The 24,182-nt window shown below is 35.4% G+C and carries 26 protein-coding genes; 6 read left to right on the forward strand and 20 right to left on the reverse strand.

Annotated elements, in window-relative coordinates:
- Positions 1-14 precede the first annotated feature (14 nt).
- From grpE to gpr, 6 genes are all read right to left on the reverse strand, one after another.
- Entirely contained in the window at positions 15-647 is a 633-nt protein-coding gene (gene grpE / locus KHA93_RS08660; RefSeq protein WP_213110377.1) for a nucleotide exchange factor GrpE, read from the reverse strand.
- 29 nt (positions 648-676) lie between these two features.
- Positions 677-1,705, reverse strand: a complete 1,029-nt coding sequence (hrcA, locus tag KHA93_RS08665) for a heat-inducible transcriptional repressor HrcA (RefSeq protein WP_213112839.1) — start codon at positions 1,703-1,705, stop codon at positions 677-679.
- 112 nt (positions 1,706-1,817) lie between these two features.
- Positions 1,818-2,945 carry a radical SAM family heme chaperone HemW gene (gene hemW / locus KHA93_RS08670; RefSeq protein WP_213110378.1) on the reverse strand — a complete coding sequence of 376 codons (1,128 nt, stop codon included), beginning with the start codon at positions 2,943-2,945 and terminating at the stop codon, positions 1,818-1,820.
- 86 nt (positions 2,946-3,031) lie between these two features.
- Entirely contained in the window at positions 3,032-4,867 is a 1,836-nt protein-coding gene (gene lepA / locus KHA93_RS08675; RefSeq protein WP_213110379.1) for a translation elongation factor 4, read from the reverse strand.
- Between the two features lie 401 nt (positions 4,868-5,268).
- Complete coding sequence (locus tag KHA93_RS08680) at positions 5,269-5,607, reverse strand: DUF3679 domain-containing protein (protein WP_233711088.1); 339 nt, start codon at positions 5,605-5,607, stop codon at positions 5,269-5,271.
- 63 nt (positions 5,608-5,670) lie between these two features.
- A complete protein-coding gene (gene gpr / locus KHA93_RS08685; RefSeq protein WP_233711089.1) occupies positions 5,671-6,798 on the reverse strand; it encodes a GPR endopeptidase in 1,128 nt (375 codons plus the stop codon).
- Between the two features lie 190 nt (positions 6,799-6,988).
- On the opposite strand from gpr, the gene rpsT reads away from it, so the two are divergent.
- Positions 6,989-7,249, forward strand: coding sequence for a 30S ribosomal protein S20 (gene rpsT / locus KHA93_RS08690; RefSeq protein ID WP_213110380.1), 261 nt, complete (start codon positions 6,989-6,991; stop codon positions 7,247-7,249).
- A gap of 370 nt (positions 7,250-7,619) precedes the next feature.
- Here rpsT and holA read toward each other — a convergent pair whose 3' ends face one another.
- Positions 7,620-8,642, reverse strand: coding sequence for a DNA polymerase III subunit delta (gene holA, locus KHA93_RS08695; protein ID WP_213110381.1), 1,023 nt, complete (start codon positions 8,640-8,642; stop codon positions 7,620-7,622).
- 357 nt (positions 8,643-8,999) lie between these two features.
- On the opposite strand from holA, the gene KHA93_RS08700 reads away from it, so the two are divergent.
- Positions 9,000-9,134 carry a YqzM family protein gene (locus KHA93_RS08700; protein WP_213110382.1) on the forward strand — a complete coding sequence of 45 codons (135 nt, stop codon included), beginning with the start codon at positions 9,000-9,002 and terminating at the stop codon, positions 9,132-9,134.
- A 168-nt stretch (positions 9,135-9,302) separates the two neighbouring features.
- Here the strand turns inward: KHA93_RS08700 and KHA93_RS08705 are convergent, their stop codons facing one another.
- The 3 genes from KHA93_RS08705 to KHA93_RS08715 are packed head-to-tail and all read right to left on the reverse strand — an operon-like array spanning position 9,303 to position 12,787.
- The gene (locus KHA93_RS08705) at positions 9,303-11,603 is read right to left on the reverse strand and encodes a DNA internalization-related competence protein ComEC/Rec2 (protein WP_213110383.1); all 2,301 of its coding nucleotides are present in this window, start codon (positions 11,601-11,603) and stop codon (positions 9,303-9,305) included.
- A gap of 60 nt (positions 11,604-11,663) precedes the next feature.
- Positions 11,664-12,122 carry a ComE operon protein 2 gene (locus KHA93_RS08710; RefSeq protein ID WP_213110384.1) on the reverse strand — a complete coding sequence of 153 codons (459 nt, stop codon included), beginning with the start codon at positions 12,120-12,122 and terminating at the stop codon, positions 11,664-11,666.
- Positions 12,123-12,178: 56 nt separating this feature from the next.
- On the reverse strand, positions 12,179-12,787 hold the full coding sequence (locus tag KHA93_RS08715) for a helix-hairpin-helix domain-containing protein (RefSeq protein WP_233711091.1): 609 nt from the start codon (positions 12,785-12,787) through the stop codon (positions 12,179-12,181).
- 84 nt (positions 12,788-12,871) lie between these two features.
- On the opposite strand from KHA93_RS08715, the gene comER reads away from it, so the two are divergent.
- Positions 12,872-13,693, forward strand: a complete 822-nt coding sequence (gene comER, locus KHA93_RS08720; protein ID WP_213110386.1) for a late competence protein ComER — start codon at positions 12,872-12,874, stop codon at positions 13,691-13,693.
- Between the two features lie 98 nt (positions 13,694-13,791).
- Here comER and KHA93_RS08725 read toward each other — a convergent pair whose 3' ends face one another.
- The 8 genes from KHA93_RS08725 to KHA93_RS08760 all read right to left on the reverse strand — a co-directional run bounded on the left by KHA93_RS08725 (position 13,792) and on the right by KHA93_RS08760 (position 19,173).
- The gene (locus KHA93_RS08725) at positions 13,792-14,535 is read right to left on the reverse strand and encodes a class I SAM-dependent DNA methyltransferase (protein WP_213110387.1); all 744 of its coding nucleotides are present in this window, start codon (positions 14,533-14,535) and stop codon (positions 13,792-13,794) included.
- Positions 14,532-14,888 carry a ribosome silencing factor gene (gene rsfS, locus KHA93_RS08730; protein ID WP_233711092.1) on the reverse strand — a complete coding sequence of 119 codons (357 nt, stop codon included), beginning with the start codon at positions 14,886-14,888 and terminating at the stop codon, positions 14,532-14,534. The genes KHA93_RS08725 and rsfS overlap by 4 nt, the downstream gene beginning before the upstream one ends.
- Before the next feature lie 194 nt (positions 14,889-15,082).
- Positions 15,083-15,649 (reverse strand): bis(5'-nucleosyl)-tetraphosphatase (symmetrical) YqeK, encoded by a 567-nt coding sequence (gene yqeK / locus KHA93_RS08735; RefSeq protein WP_213110388.1) that lies wholly within the window; start codon positions 15,647-15,649, stop codon positions 15,083-15,085.
- Complete coding sequence (locus KHA93_RS08740) at positions 15,639-16,211, reverse strand: nicotinate-nucleotide adenylyltransferase (RefSeq protein ID WP_213110389.1); 573 nt, start codon at positions 16,209-16,211, stop codon at positions 15,639-15,641. The genes yqeK and KHA93_RS08740 overlap by 11 nt, the downstream gene beginning before the upstream one ends.
- 12 nt (positions 16,212-16,223) lie before the next feature.
- Positions 16,224-16,517, reverse strand: a complete 294-nt coding sequence (yhbY, locus tag KHA93_RS08745) for a ribosome assembly RNA-binding protein YhbY (protein ID WP_213110390.1) — start codon at positions 16,515-16,517, stop codon at positions 16,224-16,226.
- Positions 16,511-17,353: a shikimate dehydrogenase gene (gene aroE, locus KHA93_RS08750; protein ID WP_213110391.1), complete on the reverse strand. Its 843-nt coding sequence runs from the start codon at positions 17,351-17,353 to the stop codon at positions 16,511-16,513. Before aroE ends, yhbY begins: the two co-directional genes overlap by 7 nt.
- A gap of 195 nt (positions 17,354-17,548) precedes the next feature.
- Positions 17,549-18,655 (reverse strand): ribosome biogenesis GTPase YqeH, encoded by a 1,107-nt coding sequence (gene yqeH / locus KHA93_RS08755; RefSeq protein ID WP_213110392.1) that lies wholly within the window; start codon positions 18,653-18,655, stop codon positions 17,549-17,551.
- Positions 18,652-19,173 (reverse strand): YqeG family HAD IIIA-type phosphatase, encoded by a 522-nt coding sequence (locus KHA93_RS08760; protein WP_213110393.1) that lies wholly within the window; start codon positions 19,171-19,173, stop codon positions 18,652-18,654. The genes yqeH and KHA93_RS08760 overlap by 4 nt, the downstream gene beginning before the upstream one ends.
- A gap of 373 nt (positions 19,174-19,546) precedes the next feature.
- Here KHA93_RS08760 and KHA93_RS08765 point away from each other — a divergent pair, with 373 nt between their 5' ends.
- Entirely contained in the window at positions 19,547-19,678 is a 132-nt protein-coding gene (locus tag KHA93_RS08765; protein ID WP_213110394.1) for a sporulation histidine kinase inhibitor Sda, read from the forward strand.
- Positions 19,679-19,736: 58 nt separating this feature from the next.
- On the opposite strand, the gene KHA93_RS08770 is transcribed toward KHA93_RS08765, so the two are convergent.
- Complete coding sequence (locus tag KHA93_RS08770) at positions 19,737-20,516, reverse strand: phosphatidylserine decarboxylase (protein ID WP_213110395.1); 780 nt, start codon at positions 20,514-20,516, stop codon at positions 19,737-19,739.
- A gap of 96 nt (positions 20,517-20,612) precedes the next feature.
- Here KHA93_RS08770 and pssA point away from each other — a divergent pair, with 96 nt between their 5' ends.
- The gene (pssA, locus tag KHA93_RS08775; protein WP_213110396.1) at positions 20,613-21,152 is read left to right on the forward strand and encodes a CDP-diacylglycerol--serine O-phosphatidyltransferase; all 540 of its coding nucleotides are present in this window, start codon (positions 20,613-20,615) and stop codon (positions 21,150-21,152) included.
- A gap of 234 nt (positions 21,153-21,386) precedes the next feature.
- Here the strand turns inward: pssA and sigK are convergent, their stop codons facing one another.
- Complete coding sequence (gene sigK / locus KHA93_RS08780) at positions 21,387-22,109, reverse strand: RNA polymerase sporulation sigma factor SigK (RefSeq protein ID WP_213112843.1); 723 nt, start codon at positions 22,107-22,109, stop codon at positions 21,387-21,389.
- Positions 22,110-22,303: 194 nt separating this feature from the next.
- Here sigK and KHA93_RS08785 point away from each other — a divergent pair, with 194 nt between their 5' ends.
- Positions 22,304-24,100, forward strand: coding sequence for a M3 family oligoendopeptidase (locus KHA93_RS08785; RefSeq protein WP_213110397.1), 1,797 nt, complete (start codon positions 22,304-22,306; stop codon positions 24,098-24,100).
- The last annotated feature ends 82 nt before the right edge of the window (positions 24,101-24,182 follow it).

Raw genomic sequence — 24,182 nt, forward strand, 5'->3', positions numbered from 1 at the left:
AAAATATGTAGATACTATTGATTTACTTTAACCATTGATGGTCTGATTACGCGGTCTTTAAGCTTGTAGCCTTTTTGAAATTCTTCAACTACAATATTTGAACCATATTCTGCTTCATTCGTTTGCATAACAGCCTGATGAAAATTCGGATCAAATTCTTGACCAACAGCCTCAATCTGTTCTGCACCTTCTTCTTTCAACGCATCGATAATGTTTCGATAAACCATTTGTACACCTTCAAGTAATGCTTTCGCCTGTTCATCAGTCGGCTCAATTTGCAAAGCTCTTTCAAAATTATCGATCGCCGGCAAGAGGTTCGTAATGATGCTTTGAGATCTATATTTTTCGCTCGCCTCCCTGTCAAGCTGGGTGCGCCTGCGGAAATTATCAAAATCAGCATACAAACGCAAGTAACGATTTTCCGATTCCTCTACCTTTTTCTCGAGTTCAGAAATCTTTAAGGTAGCCTCATCTGCACCTGCATCTTCTCTACTAGAATCTTCTTCTACTTCTTTTGAATCAACTTGTCCATTATCTTCATTTTCATTAACAATTTCATCTGTTTCTTCTTGTAAAGAATCGACGGTTTCATTTACTACATCATTTTCTTTTAGTTGATCTTCTGTTTCTCTTGTTTGATTATTCATAACAACTTCACCTCCTTAAACTTCTTTTCTTATTGATGATACAATTTTGTTAATGCTAAGCTCAAATCTTTTCTTAAAAAATCTAATAAGCTGATGACACGCGAATATTCCATTCTAGTTGGTCCTAATATAGCAATCGTCCCAACATCTTCTTCCCCGATGGCATATGTTGCAGTGATAAAACTGCAATCTTCCATTTTAGAATTCTCATTTTCTTTGCCTATTTTTACATTAATTCCCCGTGGTGTGTGCTTGAACAACTCGTATATTCCATGTTCCTGTTCAATCATGTCCATAATCGAGCGGATTTTTTCAATATTTTTAAATTCTGGCTGATTGAGTATATTCATTTTCCCGCCAAAATAAAGTCTTTCAGTTGCAGGCAGGTCAATTGTGTCTAGGATGGAAGTTAATAATAAATCATATTGTTGGATATTCCTTTGCAGTAAGGCAGCGACTTCTTTAAAAATTGTTTCCCTTAGATCAGCAATAGAAACACCAATTAACTTATCGTTTAATATATTGACTAGCTTTTCAATCTCATCAGGAGCCATATTTTCAGGAAGTGTAAAAACTCGATTTTCCACATGCCCGGTATCCGTAATCATAATGGCAACTGCTGTATCCATATTTAATGGCACTATTTGTAATTTTTTTAATTTATTTTCCTTAACTGCAGGTCCTAGTAATATCGCTGTATAATTTGTTAATTCCGAAAGAATTTTCGCGGATTTTTGTGCGATATTTTCCAATTCAAATATTCGTTCAGCAAAAATAGAATGAAGTTTTTGTATATCATTTGAATGTAAAACTTGAGGAGCAATCAAATGATCGACGTAATAACGATATCCTTTTTCCGAAGGTACCCTTCCAGAGGATGTATGCGTTTTTTCAATAAATCCCCATTCTTCCAAATCGGCCATCTCATTTCTGATCGTTGCAGAACTAAGTGGAATAGTTATTCTCTTGGAAAGACTGCGTGAGCCGACAGGTTGTGCAGATCGAATAAAATCATCAATAATCACTTGCAATATGAGAAGCTGACGATCTGTTAGCAACATTTATCACCTCTGTTAGCACTCTATTCTAATGAGTGCTAAATCTATAATTAAAGTATCAAAATGCTTAATTGATGTCAACGATTTTACACTCAGAACATAGCAAATTCAATTAAAGAAGAAAGGCTTGAAACACTTCGTTCCCTAACAATTTTCCTCTGTTAGTTAAAAATAGAAAATCGTCATTCCTTGTTAATAGCCCTCGCTCAATCATTTCATGAATAGGTTCTTTAAAAACGTCCATTACATTTTCATTATATTTTTGATGAAAGAGGCTTATTTGTACTCCATTAATCTTACGCAACCCAAGAAACATTTCCTCTTCCATTTTTTCTTTCTTAGTAATTTTGTTTTGATCAAATATTGGTCTTTTGCCCTCACTGATCGGTTGCATATATTTTTTTAATGGACCCGCGTTGGAATAACGGATGCCATTTATATAACCATGTGCCCCAGCACCAAAACCAAAATACTCTTCGTTATTCCAATAAACCAAATTATGTTTACTTTCATATCCCGGCTGTGCAAAGTTGCTGATTTCATACTGGTTCAAACCACTTTTCCCCATTTCATCCATCAACATTTTGTACATTTCGGCTTCTATATCTTCGCTAGGTAAAAATAATTTCCCTTTTCTCATCAAGTTATAAAATACGGTTTTAGGTTCGACAATTAATGAGTAACTAGAATAATGGGGAAGTTTTAGTGCGAGCGCTTCTTTTAATGTAGCTTGAAAATCATCCAATGTTTGACCAGGCAATGCATAAATCAAATCAATACTTATATTAGTAAACCCGCATTGAGATGCTTTTTCTAGTGAGGAATACACATCTTCCACTCTGTGAGTCCGACCTATTTTAGCAAGCAGCTCATTATTGAAGGATTGTACGCCAAAGCTAATCCTATTAACTCCGTATTCCGCTAAAATTTTTAGCTTTTCTATAGATAAGTCCCCTGGATTTGCTTCAAAAGTAAACTCACCTTCTGAAAAAGGCAAATACGTCCTTATCCCTCTACAAAGCATTTCCAACTGTTGTTCGTTAAGAGCAGTAGGAGTTCCGCCTCCAACAAAAATAGTATTTAACGATTGAATGGGTGTTTCATGATTTGTAATCTGAAATTCCTTAATGAGTGATTGAACATATTCATCCACAGGCTGACCTTTTAAAAATACTTTATTAAAATCACAGTAATGACAAATATGTTCACAAAATGGAATATGGATGTATGCGGCTTTCATCTCTATCACACCTTATATAAAATCAAAAACGAAAGGGAAGTGTGGTATGAGCACTGTCATACTTAACCTTCCCTTCCATAAAATTATTATTTTGACTTCCCTTGATCGTCTCTTTTTAACACTGCCATAAATGCTTCTTGAGGAACTTCAACGGAACCTACTTGCTTCATCCGTTTCTTTCCTTCCTTTTGCTTTTCTAATAGCTTTCGTTTCCTGGATATATCGCCGCCGTAACATTTAGCCAATACGTTTTTACCCATTGATTTAATGGTAGAGCGTGCGACGATTTTTTGCCCAATAGCTGCTTGAACAGGAACTTCAAATTGTTGTCTTGGAATTAATTCCTTTAACTTTTCTACAATGACTTTTCCTCTGTCATAAGCAAAATCGCGATGGACAATAAAGCTAAGGGCATCTACTTGTTCTCCATTCAATAAAATGTCCATTTTCACTAGTTTTGATGGCTTATAACCAATCATTTCATAATCAAATGAAGCATAGCCCTTCGTATTTGATTTTAATTGATCAAAGAAATCATAAACAATTTCCGAAAGCGGAATTTCATAAATGACGCTTACCCTAATGTCATCCAAGTATTGCATGTCGACAAAGTTGCCACGCTTCTGTTGAGATAATTCCATGACAGCACCGACATAATCGTTTGGAACCATCATGGACGCTTTCACATATGGTTCTTCAACATGATCAATTTTCTGTGGATCCGGCATATTAGATGGGTTATCAACATTTAATACCGATCCATCCGTCATGTACACCTTATAAATAACGCTTGGTGCGGTTGTGATCAAATCAATATTGAATTCTCTTTCAATTCGTTCTTGAATGATCTCCATATGAAGCAGCCCTAAAAATCCACAGCGGAATCCAAATCCGAGAGCTTGTGAAGATTCTGGTTCGTATTGAAGCGAGGAATCATTCAACTCCAATTTTTCAAGGGCCTCTCTTAGATCATTGAATTTAGCTGAATCAATTGGATAAAGGCCACAAAATACCATAGGATTCAACTTACGATACCCTGAAAGTGGCTCAGAAGCAGGGTTCTTCACACTTGTAATGGTATCCCCCACACGGGTGTCCCCAACATTTTTAATCGAAGCTGTTAAAAAGCCTACATCTCCAACTGTTAGTTCCTCTACTAATATCGGCTTTGGTGCATGTACACCGACTTCCAACACTTCAAACTCTTTGCCTGTTGCCATCATTCTTATTTTATCGCCTGCTTTTACAGTACCTTCCATTATACGAATATACGTAATGACACCGCGATAAGGATCATACAAAGAATCAAAAATAAGTGCTTTTAATGGCCCTTCCGGGTCTCCAGCAGGTGCAGGGACTTTTTCCACGATTTGTTCGAGAATGTCTTCTATCCCAATTCCTGCTTTTGCGGAAGCCAAGACGGCTTCAGAAGCATCAAGCCCAATCACATCTTCAATTTCTTTTCTTACTCTTTCCGGATCAGCCGCAGGTAAATCAATTTTATTGATAACAGGTAAAATTTCAAGGTTGTTATCTAAAGCTAAATAAACATTTGCGAGTGTTTGCGCTTCGATGCCTTGAGCAGCATCAACGACCAATATTGCACCTTCACAAGCGGCAAGACTTCTGGAAACTTCATAAGTGAAATCGACGTGACCAGGTGTATCTATAAGATGCAATGTATAATCTTCACCATTTTTAGCTTGATATTTTATTTGAACGGCATTTAATTTTATCGTAATGCCTCTCTCTCTCTCTAAATCCATTGAATCTAGCAATTGATTTTTCATTTCTCGAGAAGTGAGAGCTTTCGTTTGTTCAAGAATACGGTCAGCTAAAGTAGATTTTCCATGATCGATATGGGCAATAATTGAAAAGTTACGGATTTTCTCTTGTCTTTTTTTTCTTTCCTCTATATTCATCGTGTTCACTCCTGTTAATCGACACAAGTATGCTAGCGTAAATTATAACAGCAGAGCATTCAATGAGCAAATAAGAAATTAAATAGGCTACTTATCATGATAAGTAGCCCGCTTTTTTATAATTACAAACCAAGTATGCTGATTTTCGCTTCATGCACTCGGGGATTGAAAAGCGAAGGCGCTTCGTTAGTGGCGCAAGCAAATGTTCTCCAATCCGGTAGGTTGTTCTCTAACTTACAGGGATGGAGGTTATTTGACCTCTCGAGCACTAGCGCCTTCAGCTAGTCAAGGCTCGGGAGCCTCCTCAGCGCTTATCGCGACTGTGGGGCCTCCTGTTACTCGTTTTTTGTGCCTTCCGCTCCAATCAGCGCGAAAAAAACAAGTATGCGCTTCACAAGGCTTTATAATAAACTTGAAATAAACTCAAAGATTTTTTGAGCTATAGTTGTAACGATATTCGCCAAAAATTTTCCTGCTTCCGAAAAAAAATTATATGCTTTTACTTCTTCTAATTTCTCTTTTTTCTCATCAAGATTGAAAGTTGGCAGATCTCTGCCCATAAAAGTAGTTTCTACTTTACCATCATCATTTTGTTGAATAGTCACTGGAGTTTGGAATGATTCGTCTGAGTAACCTTTCATATTAAGCATTCCCTCATTGGCTTTGTTCATGCCGATCATTACGCCGATAAAAAGAACACCAAATAATAAAACGCATTTAACGAAAAAGTTTCTCATCATTCCACCTCCTCTATCAAATCCTCTACTAGATTTTATGCACAGTAAAAAAATGATAGAACTATTTTATCTTGTTTTAAATCCTGCATCCGTTTGATCTACAGCAGTATGAAGTGCTGCATTCAACCCTGACGCTATAAGATTGGCCATATCCTCTATGAATACATCTACTTCTTTAGGTGTAACCATTAAATTATGTCCTAGAGGAGCTAATACCTCGTGAATCAGCTTTCTTTTTTCATCATCTTCAAGCGTACCTACCATGCCCAAAAACGTTTGCCTTTGTCTTTCTTCGGGCATATCTTCTTCACTTAACTTTCTTTTTTCTCCAAATGTCAAACCCGCTGGAGCAAGAGATCTTGATGGTCTAGAAGACTCCTTTATCTCTTTTCCAAAATGCTTAAGTAAAAAATCAATGGTGTCACTTGTAATTGTAACTGCGTCAACTACTGTCGGTACTCCAATAGAAATAACAGGAACTCCTAAAGTTTCTTTACTTAATTCTTTCCTTTTATTCCCTACTCCTGAGCCAGGATGAATACCAGTATCCGATATTTGGATTGTTGAATTAACCCTTTCGATTGAACGTGATGCGAGAGCGTCAATGGCAATAATAAAATCCGGTTTCGATTTTTCAGAAACCCCAAAAATAATGTCACTTGTCTCAATTCCTGTCAGTCCCATTACACCTGGAGCTATGGCACTTACGGGGCGATACCCCTTTTCAACTTGATGAGATTCAAGCTGAAATAAATGTCTAGTAATGATTAGATGTTCACAAACTTGTGGCCCTAGTGCATCTGGAGTGACATTCCAATTTCCTAATCCAACTACTAAACAACTAGCGGTTTTTGGAATATTTAACATTTCTAAAAATCCACTGAATTCTTTTGCAAACGTTTCTCCCACCTGTTGCTGTAAAACAGAATCTTGAGATCTGATTCCTTGGACTTCAATGGTTAAATAATGGCCAGCTTTTTTCCCTAACTTTTCTTCTCCTTCAGGGGTAATGGTGGCCAAAGAAATTTTAATATCTCCTTCCATCCTCTCTTTTATGACGACTCCGTTTATCTCTTTCTGCTCAGCCTTGTCTTTCTTTTTACCTGTTAATTGGGCTAAAGCCATTTCAAAAGCTTCTTTTGCCAAGTCGGTTCTTACTGAATAACGGCTTAAATCAAGTTCATCATTTATCATTATTTTGACCTCCAAAAAAGGAAACTACTTATTGACCATCATTTCCTTTCATACCATTTTTCATTCAGAAGTATTGCATTCCTATTATTCGTCTGATAAAATATCTCTTGTTCTGATTGTTAATGAATAATGGTATATTAGTGAAAGTCGAGTGATATACAACCTCGATCATTGTCAGGAGGTGAATGGAATGCCAAACATTAAATCTGCTATTAAAAGAGTACAAATCAACGAAGCAAAAAACGCTCAAAACACTGCTGCAAAATCTGCAATGCGTACTGCTGTAAAGAAATTTGAGGCAGCTGTTGAAGTAAACGAAGAAAGTGCTACAGATCTTTTTAAAAATGCCGTTAAGCATCTTGATAAAGCTGCCACAAAAGGCTTGATCCATAAAAATACAGCTAATCGCCAAAAAGCACGTCTAGCAAAAAAATTAAGCAAAATGGCTTAATGTAAAAAACGCTCCAATCATGAGATTGGAGCGTTTTTATAATTATTGGTATTGGACCATTGGATGTTAATCTCCGCTACAGGTGCTTCTCTTTCCTTTGGACTGAAAAGCAGAAGGCACTTGAAAAAGAGCGACAAGCAAATGTTCTCCAACCTAGGAAGTTGTTCTTTAGTTGCTGTTTATTAACCTCGATTCCCTAGCGCCTGTAAGGTCCCTACCCCGTAATCCCTCAAGAGTCACCGCATCTTCCGATCCAATCAACATATGTTTAAACAAAACCGATAATAAAGAATACGCAATACTAGAGCGCGGTATTTCTAAACAAAAAGGTCTATCGATCTAATGTACCGACAGACAGACTTTTTAATGCTTATGATATTTTTAAATTGCCTAATTTAAGTAAGAATAATTCAAGAGATACTTCTCTACCTGTTCCACCTGTTTTAAGCTGTTCATCAGTTTGTGCAAGAAGGTGAATAATCTCTCCAAGTTCTTTATCAGTAAACGAACGAGCTTGTCCAGAAGCAAGTTTCACACGAAAAGGATGGGTTTTAAGAGTGCTTGCAATTTGTGGTTGGCCATATCCCCTCTTCAGTAGTTCTTTCACTTGATAGATTAGTCGAAATTGGCTTGCCAGTAGCGCTAAAATTTTAATTGGTTCTTCATTCTGCTTCCTCAAGTCGTAATAAATTCTAAATACTTCCTCCATTTTTCTATGTACAACTTTATCTACTAAATCAAATATATTTTGCTCCAATGATCTTGATGTGAGCCTTACTACTATTTCAGAAGTAATTATGTTTGATTCCTCTATGTATAATGAAAGTTTCTCTAGTTCTGAATGAAGTTTCATTAAATCGGGGCCAACTAGTGACAACAGTAAATCAATCGCAGTTTCTTCTATTTGCCGATTTTTTGCTTCAATCTGCCCTTTTATCCAATTCCGCAACTCTGCTTCCGTTAATTTTTTCGCTTCAATGATTTCTGCATTTTTTTTAAGTAATTTCGTAATTTTCTTTCTTTCGTCCAATTTTTCATAATTTCCTGCAAAAACCAATATAGAATAAGGAGAAGGTGATTCAATATAAGATTCCAGTTTTTTAATATTATGTTCAACTTTTTCCTTTGATTTTTCAGAAGTTAAAAATAACGGATTGTTAATAAATACTAATTTTCTTTCTCCAAAAAAAGGAAAGGTTTCTGCATCTTCTAGCGCTACTTCAATTGCAGTTTCCTCCATATCGTAAACGGATAAATTAAAATCCATCTCTTCTTCCGTTAACACATTTGTCACTAATTTTTGCTTCGTCTCGTTGATAATAAAGGCTTCCGTTCCATATAATAAATACAGTGGTGAAAACTGTTTTCTATCTATTTTTTCCCAAAGTTTCATGTCTTTGCCCTGCCTTGTTCTAATGTATACTTATATCGTATGAAAGCTAGGCACATTTTACAAGAGGCAAAGGGGACAATCCACAAAATGTAAGTCCATAACTTACCTTTGTGAAAATTGCCCCCCGATCTATGATAAACGCTTCAAAATAAGGCCTAGGATACTTAAATTGAAGCGGATAAACTTAAATTGGCCCCGGAGTTCCGTAAGCAAAAGTTTCGATAGAAGAAACTTGTATTTGTATTGTTGCCTTCCGTTTTAAAAGTATGGGTGTCAACTCTTGTCAGCAGTGGTAATGGAAATGTGGATTTTTTTTTGAAATTAGTCTATACTATAGTGGAATTAGGAGGGGTAGTCGTGAATAAATTTGAACAAAATGTCCAATCGAAACGAAATGATGCAGTAGATTCTGGTGTAGGTTTTGGGGTCTCATTTGTATTTTTTACAGCTATTTTCGTAATTGGAACAGTCATAGAACTTATTGGAAAATAAGATAAGGCTCGCACCTCACAAAAGGAAGTTTGTATAACAAACTTCTTTTTTTATTGAGTTAAGCGTTTATGTTACACTCCTTTTCAGAAGCTTCCTCAGCACATGATTTAATGTTTTCATTTGACCCGAACCATTTACTCCAAGATAAAGTCCTTCTATATTGTTATTTTATTGCATAATGGTGTGAAAGGTTCCTCCTCTTTTTGTAAATACATAATGAATACCACCGTGTTCGTCAGTTCTATATACGTGAACTTTATTTTCCTTCAAAACATCAAGTACTTCCTGATGAGGGTGACCATAACGATTATTATACCCCGCCGAAATAACTGCATAATCAGGATTAATAAATTTAATAAATTCTATTGTAGAAGATGTTTTACTGCCGTGATGACCTACTTTTATTACATCTGCATTCAACTTTTGGTACGCTTCTATGATTTCTTTTTCCCCTTCTTTTTCTACATCCCCCATAAAAAGCCAAACCAATTTTCCAAATGAAGCAAATAATACGAGTGAACTATTATTTCCTTCATAATGATCATCAAGAGGAAAAATAATATGAAATGTCCCAGATTTATTTTCCCATCCTGTTCCGGCTTTTACTTCGTAAATTGGTACTCTATACTTTTTAGCAAGGTTAAGTATAATTTCCATTAATGAAATGTCCCATGAATTTGGTGAAATATATATTTCTTTTATCGCTATTTCGCCAAATAAGTCCTTCGCAGCACCAATGTGATCTGCATCGCTATGAGTCAAAATCAATTTATCAATTGTATGAATTCCTTTACTTTTTAATACAGGCAATAACATTTGCTTCCCAACTTGAAAAGGTTTCTTTCGTTCTCGCCAATCCGGAATAGGGAATTCAAGCTGTCCTCCTGTATCAATTAAGTATGTTCCACGGTTATATGGCAATTTAATTAATGTACTATCCCCCTGTCCAATATCGATAAAGAAGACTTCTCCTTTTGGTGAAAATTGGATAACTGCCATATGAATTAACAAAATAGTCATTAATGGTAAAATCGCTACAATTCTCGGCCTTTTATGTTCCGTTAAAAAAACGTACAAATATGCACCAACTACCATAAAAATTAAACTTATTGTGTTAGGTTTTCCTGTTATGATCGTCGAAAATTTAAACGAACTAATTATTAGTGCAAATTGTTCCGAATACGAAACGATAACGGCTATTAATTCGGCAAAAAGAGAAAATAGTCCATCACTGAAAAACTTGATGATAAAAAGACTAAGCATTGATGGCAATATAATAGTTGTATAAAAAGGTACAAAAATAACATTGGCCAAAATACCGATTACAGAAAACTCAAAGAAATGGAAAATAAGAATAGGAAAAGATGCAAGTGTAGAGACAATGGAGATATCCACCATCTTCCTAATATAAGTATGATTATTAAGAAAAATGGCTTTTGATGAGATGATCAAACAAAAGGTGACACAAAAAGAAAGTTGAAATCCAGCGTGATAAATCAAAAAAGGATCAAAAAGCAAGAATAAGATAAAGGTAATGGATAAAGCGTCAAGCGTTGTAATAGGAAGTCGCCATTTTTTTGATGATAATAAAAGCAGTGTCATCAAGACAGCTCTTATGACAGGGGGATTTAATCCACTTATAATCGTATATATTGGCAAGATAATCATTAAAATCCAATAAATGGTTTCTTTTGTAATTCCTAAGCGTAGGAAGATGATATAAATTAACCCAACAAAAAAAGCGATGTGTAAACCAGAGATGGCTAATAAATGGACTACTCCTATTTGCTGGTAGGAACGATATGTATCCTCTGAAAATGACGTGCGATCTCCGAATATTAGTGCATTTGCATACGGGATTAATATATCCGGAAAACTCTTGTCCACGAACCGAACCCCTTTTTCCCGAATGTTTTGCAAGTGATGCTTAATGGATTGTTTAGAGTAATAGCATTCATTCCCATCAATACGATCTGTATCAAGTAACCAATGGATATTTTGTCTATACAAAAATTGTTCATAGTTAAAAGTATATTCGTTGCGGTTTGGCTCTGGTTGAATTAAATCACCCGAGATAAAGCATGTTGCACCTGAACGAATATTTGATTCCAATAAAGATTTTTCTAATTCACTTTGGATTTTATAGGATAGTAGGAGCTTTTCTTGATCGGATACGACTACGGCTTTTAAACGGTCTCCGTCAATTTGAGGAAATTCATTGAAGGTAACATGCATATTGGTCTTTCCATGTTCAAATATTGAAATGTTATGTTGTTTCGTTAAGAAAGCAAGGCACATAAAAAAAATAAAAAACGTACAGAAAAATAAAAACAAATTTTTTCGCCTCTCGAAAATGATTCGTATCATTCCCATTGAAATAAGTATAAGCGTTAATATGTGAAATTCGAAAATGATCATCACACCGGAGATTGCAGCTATTGCTGCAAAAAACCAACTTCCTGTAGCCATTGCAACTCCTTTCTGAATAGTTTGGAGGGCTGTATCACAGCCGCTCCAAATCATACGCTACTAATTAATTGCAAATGTTTGAAATATTTCTTTGTTAAATGGAACTTGTTCCACTACGACACCTGATTGTTCAAATAACTCTATTGCATGTGGATGATTTTTATAATCTTCAGCATAGTAAACAGTTGTTATTCCTGCTTGGATGATCGCCTTACAACATTGTAAACACGGAAAATGAGTAACATATATTTCAGCATTTTCTGTAGGCACCCCAAACTTCGCACATTGTAAAATTGCGTTCATTTCTGCATGAATCGTTCTTACACAATGATTATCAATAACATAGCAGCCTTCATCAATACAATGAACTCCACCAGCAATAGACCCGTTATACCCTCCGGCAATAATTCGCTTGTCCCTTACTATCGTTGCCCCGACTGTAAGCCTTGTACAAGTACTACGATATGATAATAGATGGCTTTGCGCCATAAAATATTGATTCCAAGATATTCTCTCCATAAAAGTCTCCCTTTTCCGTTTTCTTAAGTTTATCGACTTTTGTAGAAAATAGTCAATTACTTAACAGTTATTAAATCCTGCAATCTTTCAAATGTCTTTGGGCCAATTCCTGATATTTTTTGGAGATCATCGATTTGTTTAAATGGCCCATTCTGTTCCCTAAATTCTATAATGGCGGCTGCTTTTGCAGGACCAATTCCTGGTAATGTTTCTAATTCACTCGAATCTGCCTTATTTATATTTACATTATCATTTTGGTTTGATGGGGATGAATTGTTTAAGAAAGGATTTTCGATTTCCTCACCAACTTTAGGAATGTATATAACCATTTCATCATGCACTTTCTGAGCAAAATTTATTTGTCCCTCATCAGCCTTATCGAGTAATCCCCCTGCTTTCTCGATAATATCAAAAACACGATCAGTTTCACTTGCTTCATAAAGCCCAGGAATTTTCACAGCACCTTTTACATCTACAAAAATCTTTACTGCTAACAATTCATTTGTTTCATTTTCATCCATTCTGGGTATTTCGTTTTCCGCTAAAGGCAGATTTGCATTAACGACCACTGGATTCTCTTTAGGCTGACTCATAAACAGAAAAAGAGCGAGTCCAATTACAATGGCTCCAACCAATAAAGATTTATATTTTTCAAGCCATATCAATTTCAATACCACCTCACTAGAAATGAATATTTTATTTTTGCAGGCATACATATGTTAGGAGAGATAGGCGAAGGAGGGACAGGAATGAAGGTCGGGGTAATTGGGACAGGTAATATGGGTACAATACTTTCTGAGGCATTGATTGATAGTCGTGCAATAACTCCTTCAGAAGTAATAGTTGTTAACAGGACGAAAGCAAAAGCAGAAATGCTTAAACATAAATATAGTGAAATTATAGTTGCTAATCATGCTCGCGAAGTAATACAAAATTCTAACCTTATTTTTCTTTGTGTAAAACCGAATGAATATTTCTCACTTATTAAGGAGAATGAGCAATATTTTCGCAAAGACCAATGTCTCGTAACCATTACGAGCCCAATACAAACGTCTTGGCTTGAAAAATTATTACCTTGCTCTTGTGTAAGAATAATACCAAGCATAACAAATAGAGCACTTGCCGGTGTGACACTCTTTACATTTGGAGAATTAAGCGACCAAAAATGGCAAAAACAGCTGATAGACTTGTTTACACATATTTCGGTTCCAATCCAAATAAAGGAGGAAATCACCCGCATTTCATCAGATATTGTTAGCTGTGGTCCAGCTTTTTTTAGTTATATTACTAGAAGATTTATCGAAGCGGCAGTTTCGGAAACATTGATTGATAGGGATACTGCTACTAAACTTGCTGAGGAAATGTTAATAGGTCTTGGCGAATTATTAAATAAAGGATATTATTCTCTTCCTACATTAGAGGAAAAAGTTTGTGTTAAGGGTGGTATTACTGGTGAAGGAATAAAGGTATTGGAAAAGGAACTGGATGGGGTTTTTGAAGAAGTGCTTCGAGCAACTCATGCAAAATTTAACGAAGAAGTGGAAATTTTGAAAAAAGACTTTCCATTATAAACTATTATACGTGTTTTAGTTTATTGTTCAAGATGTTTTATTAGAAAAGGACGGCTTTTCGCCGTCCTGACTATCATCAAGATTCTAAGACATATGTCTTATTTTTTTTGACAAGTAAAAAATATTCTTTCTGATGTTTCAGTAGGTGGATGATCTGTAAAATCTGCGGTGATGGACTTTATAGCAAACCCTGCTTCCGTAAGCCACTTAATATATTGATCCGTTGTATATGTTCGCTGTTTATGAATTTCGTCAAACCGATCATATTTCCCTGATTTTTCATCCAATACAAAAAAGGTTAATTCATGTTCTATTGATAGAGGATGCTCACCTGGAAAGCTTGTCCAAATATAAGACACTTCATCCTCAGCAAGAGAATATGATTCATTTATAAACTGATTGATTTTATATGGTGAGTGAACATCGAATAAAAATATACTGTTATCATTTAAATGAGCATACACATTACTGAATGTCTTTTGAACATCTTCCTGTGTATGTAGATAATTTAAAGAATCACAAAATATAGAAATAATATCAAATGTCCCAAGTCCCTCTAATTGGGTCATATCTTGCTCATATAAATGAATATTAAGTCCTTTCCTCTCCGCTTTTTCCCTTGCAACCATTAACATATCGTCCGAAATATCAACTCCGGTTACGTCAAATTCTGCTTCAGCCAATAAAACAGATAATTCACCTGTCCCACATGCCAAATCGAGTATACGATTTCCTTCTACAGAATACCTTTTCTTTTCGTTATTTAAATACTCAAGCCAGTTTGAGTAAGGCACTTCCATCATTAAAAAATCATACACATATGCTAACCGTTCATACGTCACGATTCCAATTCTCCTAAAACATCTTCAATTGGAGCATCTCCCCAAAGTCTCTCCAAATTATAATAGCTGCGTTCATCTCGATGGAAGACGTGTGCTATGATATTCCCCATATCAACCAACACCCATTTCGCTTCATCAATACCTTCCATCTTATTTACAACATATCCTACTTTGCTCGCTTCATCTTTTATTTCCCTTGCAATGGCTTGTACTTGTTTTTCTGAGTTTCCATGGCAAATGAGAAAATAATCCGCAATTAAGGATATCCCTTGCATATTTAATACAACTATCTCTTCCGCCCTTTTATCATCAGCCGCTTTTACTACCGTTTTTAATAACTCTTTTGTATCCAAACTGGAATTCCTCCTTATTTTTGGGATCTGTGTTAAATCCGTTGATTTCTGCTTCAGGTGTTCGCTTTCCGCGGGCTGCTCGGGAGACTCCTCGGCGCTTGGCGCGCCTGTGGGGTCTCCCATTACCCGTTGTTCCCGCAGGAGTCTCACACCTTCCGCTTCAATCAAATTAATATCAAAGTCAATAATGAGTTTTAACTATCCGTATTGAAAACGAAACTATTATAAGCCTCAAATGTATCTGGATAAATCGCTGCCTTTTTCTCAACCAGAAACGAAATCGTATTACTGATGGCTTTAAAAACGGCTTGATCCAAATCTTTTTCGGCTAATTCTCTCGTTTCGTTAACACCAGGAAAACTTCGTCCTGGTTCAATATAATCAGCAAGGTAGATGACTTTTTCTAGCAGACTCATATTGGATCTACCCGTTGTATGGAAACGAATCGAATTTAATATTTCTTCATCTTCTATAGAAAATTCTTTTTTTAGTATATAAGCAGCTGCAGGTCCATGCCAAAGTTCTGGATGGTACAGGAGCAAGCTATCGTCTTCTTGCCCTTCTTTAAGGATATTTTTCAATTCACTAATGGGTAAAAGCTTCGCATAATCGTGAAAAATTGCAGCAATCTCAGCCTGTTCTCTATTAGCACCGTATTTTTCTGCAAGCTTTATAGCTGTATCAACTACTCCCAATGTATGTTGGAATCTAGGTCCTTTTATTTTTTTTCCAACGATTTCTATTGCTTTTTCACGATCCATACAGTTGATTCTCCTCAATATAGTTAATGACCCCATAAGGCAATAAATAATTGATCGATTCACCATTTTTACTTCTTTTTCTAATCATGGATGATGATATTTCAATAAACGGGACTTCAATTTGGATAATGGGATAAGGACTTTCAAGCTGGTAATTTGGCCGATTAACTCCAACAAACTTGATCATCTTAAATAATTCATCCACTTGATACCAATGAGGCAAATACTCCACCATATCTGATCCAATGATGAAATAATAATCATTTTCGGGATTCCGTTCCATTAGCATTTTCATCGTATCGTAAGTATAAGATCTACCTTTTCTCTCCAATTCTATTTTTTCAATCGAAAAAAAAGGATTTCCTTGAATGGCTAGTTCCAACATTCTGATTCGATCTCTATTCGTAGTATGACTTTCTCTTTCTTTATGTGGAGGCTCCTGATTGGGCATGAATTGAATCTCATCTAGCTGTAAATGATGATATACTTCGTTGGCGATAATTAAATGACCTAGATGAGGTGGATCAAATGTTCCACCTAAAATGCCAATTTTTTTTCTCATCTTGTTCACCATTTAAACTGGCAATTTTATTTCTTTATGCTCTTTGGACTCTTTATAAAGAATGATCATGTTACCGATAATTTGAACAAGTTCTGCTTTTGTTCCTTCTACAATTTCGGATGCCACTGTTTCTTTATCTTCATCACAATTTTGAAGAATACTTATTTTTAGTAATTCTCTTTTTTCTAAAGCTTCATCAATTTGCTTGATCATATTTTCATTCACTCCGCCTTTCCCAACTTGAAAAATCGGATTAATATGATGGGCCAATGATCTTAAGTATCGTTTTTGCTTTCCAGTCAACATGTTTTTCCTCCTAAGTGTTTTATTACAATGTCTGTCATTCGGCTAACATCCGGGGTTAGACCTGTCCATTTTTCAAATGCAAGTGCACCTTGGTAAACAAACATACCGAGTCCATTTTGCGTTTTTGCTCCTTTTTCATTTGCTTCTTTCAACAAAGCAGTTTCAAATGGATTATAGATGATATCAGAAACAAAAGCATCCTTATGTAAATTTTCAAAGGACAATGGACTTTCTGAAACATTAGGGTACATCCCAATAGAAGTTGTTTGTATAATTAGCTGATATTCTCCTATTTTTGCCTCCGCCTCTTTAAGAGTGATTGCATTAGAATTCCCTTCAAATGGGCAATCAACTATTAATTGGTTTGCTTTATCCACGGAGCGATTTGCTATATCAATATTTTTCATTCCTCTAGATAATAATGTGTAAAATATTGCCTTAGATGCGCCGCCTGCTCCAATGATCAAAGCTTTGTCATTCGTGAAATCCTCTTTCCAATCTGCCTGTAATGCTTTTATATATCCCATTCCGTCTGTGTTATATCCATGGAACTCATCATTGATTCTCACGACAGTATTCACTGCCCCAATTGCCTTAGCGAGTGGGTCAATATAATCTAAAAACGGCATAATCATCGTTTTATGGGGGCTTGTTACATTAAATCCCTCAACCCCTATTGCTTTCATACCCTTTACTGCATCCTGTAAGTCTTTATCCAAAATATGAAAAGGGTGATAGTGTGCATCAATTCCCAATTCGTTAAATTCCTGGCTTTGCATGATTGGCGACATGGATTGAACAATTGGATCGCCAATAACTCCATACAATTTAATCAATCATATTCCCCCAATGATAGTGCTTTTTATATTGACTCCGATAAGCTGGTAAGTTTCCGCTATAGGCGCTCGTTTCCCTCAGCTGAAAAACGGGTGCCTCTTTGGCACTACGCACCTAGGAGGTCTCCTATAACCAGTTTTTTCAGCAGGAGTCTCGCGCTTTATACTCCAAGCATAGTAGAAAAATCAATACCTTTATATTAATGATCTTCTTACCGTCACATTTACACCCTTTGGAACATAGGCGGCCACTTTTGCCCCAGGTTCATTAACTGTCACCCATCCTAAACCTGAAAACACTACATCTGTTTTCCCGTCTTTAATCATGAATTCATGTCTCACAAGTTCCGGAAACTGATCTAGTTCATTTTTCCGTGGCGGCTGTAGCATTTCTCCTACATGATTTTGATATAATGAATCGGCATTTTCCAATTTTGTTCGATGAATCATTAACTCATTTGACAAATAACAAGTAAAGGAACGACGTCCACCTTTTAAATAATCGAACCTAGCTAATCCTCCAAAAAATAACGTTTGTTCTTCATTCAATTGAAATACTTTAGGCTTAATTTCTTTCTTAGGTGTAATGATTTTCAAATCATTTTTATGAACAAAGTGTGCCATTTGATGATGATTAATGATTCCTGGTGTATCAATAAGCGCCTTACCATCATCAAGAGGTATTTCAATCATATCCAAAGTTGTTCCAGGGAAATGAGAGGTTGTAATTACGTCTTGTCCACCCGCTACTTCTTTAATGATTCGATTAATAAAGGTTGATTTTCCAACATTGGTACAACCTACAATATAAACATCTTTTCCTTTTCGGTAATATTCTATTTGCTCAAGAGCTTCCCTAATATGGATTCCCTTCGACGCACTGACAAGAAGTACATCAAGAGGCTTTAAACCAAGTTCCTTTGATGCACTTTTCATCCATTGGATCAATTTATTTCTTTTTGCAGATTTCGGAAGCAGATCGACTTTATTTCCGATTAATAATATCGGATTTTTACCTACAAAGCGGTGCAATCCTGGTAGCCAGCTGCCATTAAAATCAAAAATGTCGATGACCTTTACAATTAAACTATCCGTAAGACTAAGCTTGTTTAATATATTTAAAAAATCTTCATCCGTTAGTGATACATCTTGCACTTCATTATAATGCTTTAATCGAAAGCATCTTTGACAAATAATCTCTTCTTTTTCTAGAGATGAAGGAGGGGCATAGCCAATTTCTTCTGGATGCTCGGTCTGTATTAAGGCACCGCAGCCAATACAGCTTATTTCATTTTTACTCACTGTTCATCCTCCCAATCAATTAATCCTTTTCGTTTAAAATTGGCCATAATTCTTCGTTCAATTTTTCGATTAAAACGAGTGAAAAAACCGTCCGAGTTTGCTACCGGAATAACCAGGATCGTATAAATACCAGAACGATTTCCTCCAAATACATCAGTTAATAATTGATCTCCAATTATGACCGTTTCGTCTTTCGTTGTTCCCATCATTTGTATTGCCTTTCTAAAAGCGAAACCGAGTGGTTTTCTTGCCTTATAAATAAATGGGATACGTAAAGGATCTGAAAATATACGTACTCTTTGTTCATTATTATTGGACACAATTGTAACTTTAATGTTATGTTGTTCCAATTCTTCCAGCCAATCAATTAGCATTGGTGTGGCATTTGGACGATCCCATTCTACTAGAGTATTATCTAGATCGGTAATAATCCCTTTTATTCCTTTTGCTTTTAACTCTTCAGCCTTTATATGATAAATGCTTTTAACATATTCACTAGGCAAAAACTTTTTCAACAATCTTCTACACCTCATTACTTGTTCTGTTAACTAAATTTATCTTATCTAATTTTTAACGTAATCGCATCTTTTTTCATATTTGAAGGATATATTCTCGTTTATTATTGACTATATTCAAAAGAGTTTTCGACAATAATCTACTTTACCAAAAACTGTGGATAAGTTTATACACAAAATAAGAGCCAATATGACAACCATTAATATAATTACCAACAATTTACCCACAAGTTATCCACTTTCCTTTGTGGATAATGGAACGCTTGTTCCACAAAGTTTATTCTGGTAAAGTGAGGGTAATAAAAGGGATAACTTAATAATCTATTCATTAACTATCCTTTTTAGAACTAATCATTGATTGTTGGAGGTGAAGCTGATGAAAAAGTTATCTGATGAACTTTTACTCGAATCATATTATAAGGCTAAGAATCTTAACCTAGGTTCTGATTTTATTCAGCTTATAGAATCTGAACTTTTCCGGCGATCGCTAGTAAAAAAGACTTCTTAAAAAAATAAAAACTTGTCATTAAAATAGCGCCTGATAGCTGGGCGCTTTTTGTTTTTATTTATATTATTTTACCTAGTGCTTGTCCCACTCTTACCTCGCTAGGCACTGAAAAATCTTCATTAAGTTGGAAAGAATTTTTTTCAAAAAGTAGGACGACCGTAGAACCAAATGAAAAATAAGCGACCTCTTCACCCTTTTTCCATTCAAGATCATGATTTATAATTTCCACAGAATTGATAAACATCGCACCAACCTTGACCATTGCAATCGATTTCCAATCATGCTCCAATTCAGTAATGGTTCGAAAATTTTTGCTTAAAGTCGAATCGCCATATTTAATTCCTAAACGGTTGACAGGATATGACTTTGACCCTAGTGAATATCGATTCATTATTTTAGCATTGATTGGACTATGTATACGATGATAATGTGCTGGGCTTAAATAAAGAATCATATATGTGCCTTCAGCGTATTTTCTCGCACGATCACTGCTGCCAAGCATTTCGGAAATGGAATAAGTTTTATTTTTTACATATATTACACTATTTCCATCGATTTTTCCTATATCCTCTAAAACACCATCTACTGGACTTACAATGGAGTCTTCGTTTTGATCAATCACTCTTATATTTTCCTTTAATTTTCTTGTGAAAAATGTATGTAAATTTTCATAACTATTAATATCATCTAACATTTCATCCAGATTGATTCGATAAAATGTTGCATAAGACTTAATAAGACGTCTGCTCAATTTTGAATGGGTAAATTTTTTAATTAAATTAGCTGTGAATGGACCATTTGTTAACTCAATCAAAGTTCGGTATAACTTTTGTTTCAATCCGTTAACCCCCTAGCAAAAATTTCTTAACTTTTATGTCTAAAAGGAATATAATTTAGTATGATTAGATACAAGATGAAGGAAGGAGGAAGAAAAGTGTTCCTAGTCGATGCCTTTGATCAAACAATTAGGAAATTGAAATCACAAACGGCAAACGTCCTCACTTTGGCCAATCTCGGTTTAGGCGGATGCGCTATACTTGTAGGGATCAACGGCCAGTTGCATCTTAGTCTTTTACTTATTTTTGTTGCTGCACTTGCTGATCGTTTTGATGGAATTGTTGCAAGAAAACTACAAATTGAATCGGAAATGGGAAAACAACTTGACTCGATGAGCGATATCATATCATTTGGAGTTGCTCCCGCCTTGTTATTATACCAAGGAATTCTTAATTTGTTTGGTTTTCCAGGTATATTTCTTACTATTTTTTTTATCGCCTGCGGTGCTTTCCGGCTTGCCAGATTTAACATTACAGAAAGTAATGGATATTTTATGGGTTTGCCGATTACATCCGCTGGTTGTGTATTAACACTTAGCTACTTAGCTATCCCATATTTTCCACCGAACTCATTTTTATTTATTATTTTTATCTTATCAATTTTAATGATCAGTACTTTTACATTTAAAAAAATCTAATGAAACAGCCATCTTCCCGCAAGTAGAAGATGGCTTTTTTGTGCTCATAAAATGAAAAATCGATAACAGTCTGTAAGCGCAAGCAAACATGTTATAGCTTTTTCCCTACGATAAGTCAGCGTCCACTCGTTCCTCTTCATATTTCCAATATTCCAAGTCTCAGGACGTAATGTAGCAATGTAAAAAGACTGATCAGTACGTTTGATGGACAGGAGCTTGTGTTTTTTCGGTATATTATTCTTTTGACCTTTTTAATTTTTCCTTTTCAGCACGATAAAATTCGTGAAACATTTTCATTAAGGCTCTTTTTTCAATTCTAGAAACATAGCTTCTAGAAATACCAAGTTCTTTTGCTATTTCACGCTGTGTCCTTTCTTTTTCTAAATTAAGACCAAACCGACCAATGATTACTTCTTTTTCTCGATCATCCAACACATCAATATATTCCTTCACTCTTTCCAATTCCATATTTAACTGAATCGTGTCAAAAATATCTTCTGCCTCAGATTTTAATACATCAATTAATGATATTTCATTCCCTTCTTTATCATGGCCGATTGGATCATGGAGTGAAACATCTTTTTTCGTCTTTTTCAATGCACGTAAATGCATAAGGATCTCGTTTTCTATACATCTAGCAGCATATGTGGCAAGCTTTGTGCCTTTTCCGAATGAATAGCTTTCAATCGCTTTAATAAGTCCAATTGTTCCAATCGAAATTAAGTCTTCCGAATCTTCACCCGTATTTTCGAATTTTTTTACGATGTGAGCCACAAGCCTTAAGTTATGTTCAATGAGGAGATTACGGGCTTGTTCGTCTCCATCAGCCATTTTCTTTAAATTCAGTTGCTCCTCTTCCTGAGAAAGAGGATGCGGAAATGCGTTATTCTTAACATACGATACAAGAAAAACCAATTCTTTTATTACATAACCAATCGCCGTTAGGATACCGGACAATTCCTCACCTCCAACTTCTATCGAGCTTATGTATTCATATATATGTACAGATTGTGCTACATTTGCTTGTCTTACAGAAATTACAACTTTCTCCTTAAACATTGGAAAAGATTTTTGTTTTCACTAAAAAAAAAACAACAAAATTAATGAAAAGCGCCTATAATAAAAGAAATGGGCTAAAGGAGGATATCATTATGTCAACAATTACATATGATTTAACTTGGGATTTAGATGTCTTTTTTAATGGCGGGAGTGATTCCCCTCAATTCTTGAAACATTTAGAACACCTAAAAAATGACTTACAAGAATTTGAGGAAACCGTTGATTTATGGATAATACCTACTGATTCAAACGATATTTCATTGATAGATTTACTCGAAAAACTTCAAAGTGTTTCGAAAAATATTAGGCAGGCTGGAGCTTTCGTTAGTTGTCTTCAAGCTCAAAATACTGAAGATACGAGAGCAAATGAACTGAGAGGGATGGTTACAACCTTAAGTTCAAAATTTAGTACGATTTTAACGAATTTTGATGAGAAGTTATCAAAAATTGATAATGACACTTGGAATGGTCTTTTAAATCAACATTCACTTCAAGTAGTGTCATTTGTACTTAATGAGCGTCGTAGAAAAGCAACTGAAAAATTACCTAAAGAACAAGAAGCAATTATTAATGCGTTAAGTATTGATGGATATCATGGATGGGGAGAAATGTATGATACCATTGTCAATCATGTAAAAATTCCATTTGAAGAGAATGGAAAAAAAGTGGAGTTATCAGTTGGTCAGGCAGCTAATAAATTTTCCAGTGCAGATTCAAATGTTAGGAAACAAGTTTTTGAAGAATGGGAAAAGGCTTGGAATCAACAGTCTGATCTTTTAGCAGGTACGTTAAATCATCTCTCAGGATTCCGTCTATCCGTTTACAAGCAAAGAGGTTGGGACCACATATTAAAAGAAGCTTTAACATACAACAGAATGAAAAAAGAAACGTTAGATGTAATGTGGGAGGTCATTTCCGATCATAAACAGCCATTTGCTGATTTCTTACAAAGGAAAGCAGAACTGCTTGGTGTAGATAAATTAAGTTGGTGCGATCTTGATGCTCCTGTCGGAGAAGTTAACACTACATTTAGCTATCAGGAAGGTGCAGAATTCATTTTAAAACACTTCAACAACTTTGGAGATGAGTTAACTGCATTTACTAAAAAAGCTTTTGAAGACCGCTGGATTGAAGCTGAAGATCGTCCTGGAAAACAACCCGGTGGATTTTGCACATCGTTCCCCGCAGACGAGCAATCAAGGATTTTTATGACATATTCTGGAACTCCATCAAATGTGTCAACATTAGCCCACGAATTAGGACATGCTTTTCATTCATATGCACTAAAAGATACCCATCCATTAAATAGAGGATATGCGATGAATGTTGCAGAAACAGCTTCTACTTTTGCCGAAATGATTGTTTCTGATGCAGCTGTGAATAATGCAGAAAATGATGACGTAAAACTTGCACTTCTTGAAGATAAAATCCAACGTTCCGTTGCGTTACTAATGAATATTCATGCGAGATTCCTTTTTGAAACACGTTTTTACGAAGAGCGTAAAAATGGTCTAGTTAGTAAAAAACGTTTAAATGTGATAATGGAAGAAGCACAAAAAGAAGCTTACCTCGACTCATTGAAAGAATATCATCCATTATTCTGGGGATCTAAACTTCATTTCTTTATTACTGGTGTTCCTTTTTATAATTTCCCATACACATTTGGTTTCTTATTCTCACTTGGCATCTATGCACAAGCTGTAAAAGAAGGAAAAGGCTATGAGCGTAAATACATGGCTATGTTGGAAGACACAGGTTCAATGATGGTTGAAGATTTGGCTGAAAAACATTTAGGTGTCGATTTAACGAAGCGAGAGTTCTGGGAAGAAGGAATAAAGCTTTGCATTAAAGATGTAGAAGAATTTATGGAAATGACTAAGAATAAATAATAAATCTTAGGTGTTTTATATTGAAGAATGTGGATAATACAAAAGATAGAAGGACTCTCCTATTTAGCAGGAGAGTCCTTCC

It is taken from the genome of Lederbergia citrisecunda, from assembly GCF_018343695.1.
GTDB lineage: Bacteria > Bacillota > Bacilli > Bacillales > Bacillaceae_C > Lederbergia > Lederbergia citrisecunda.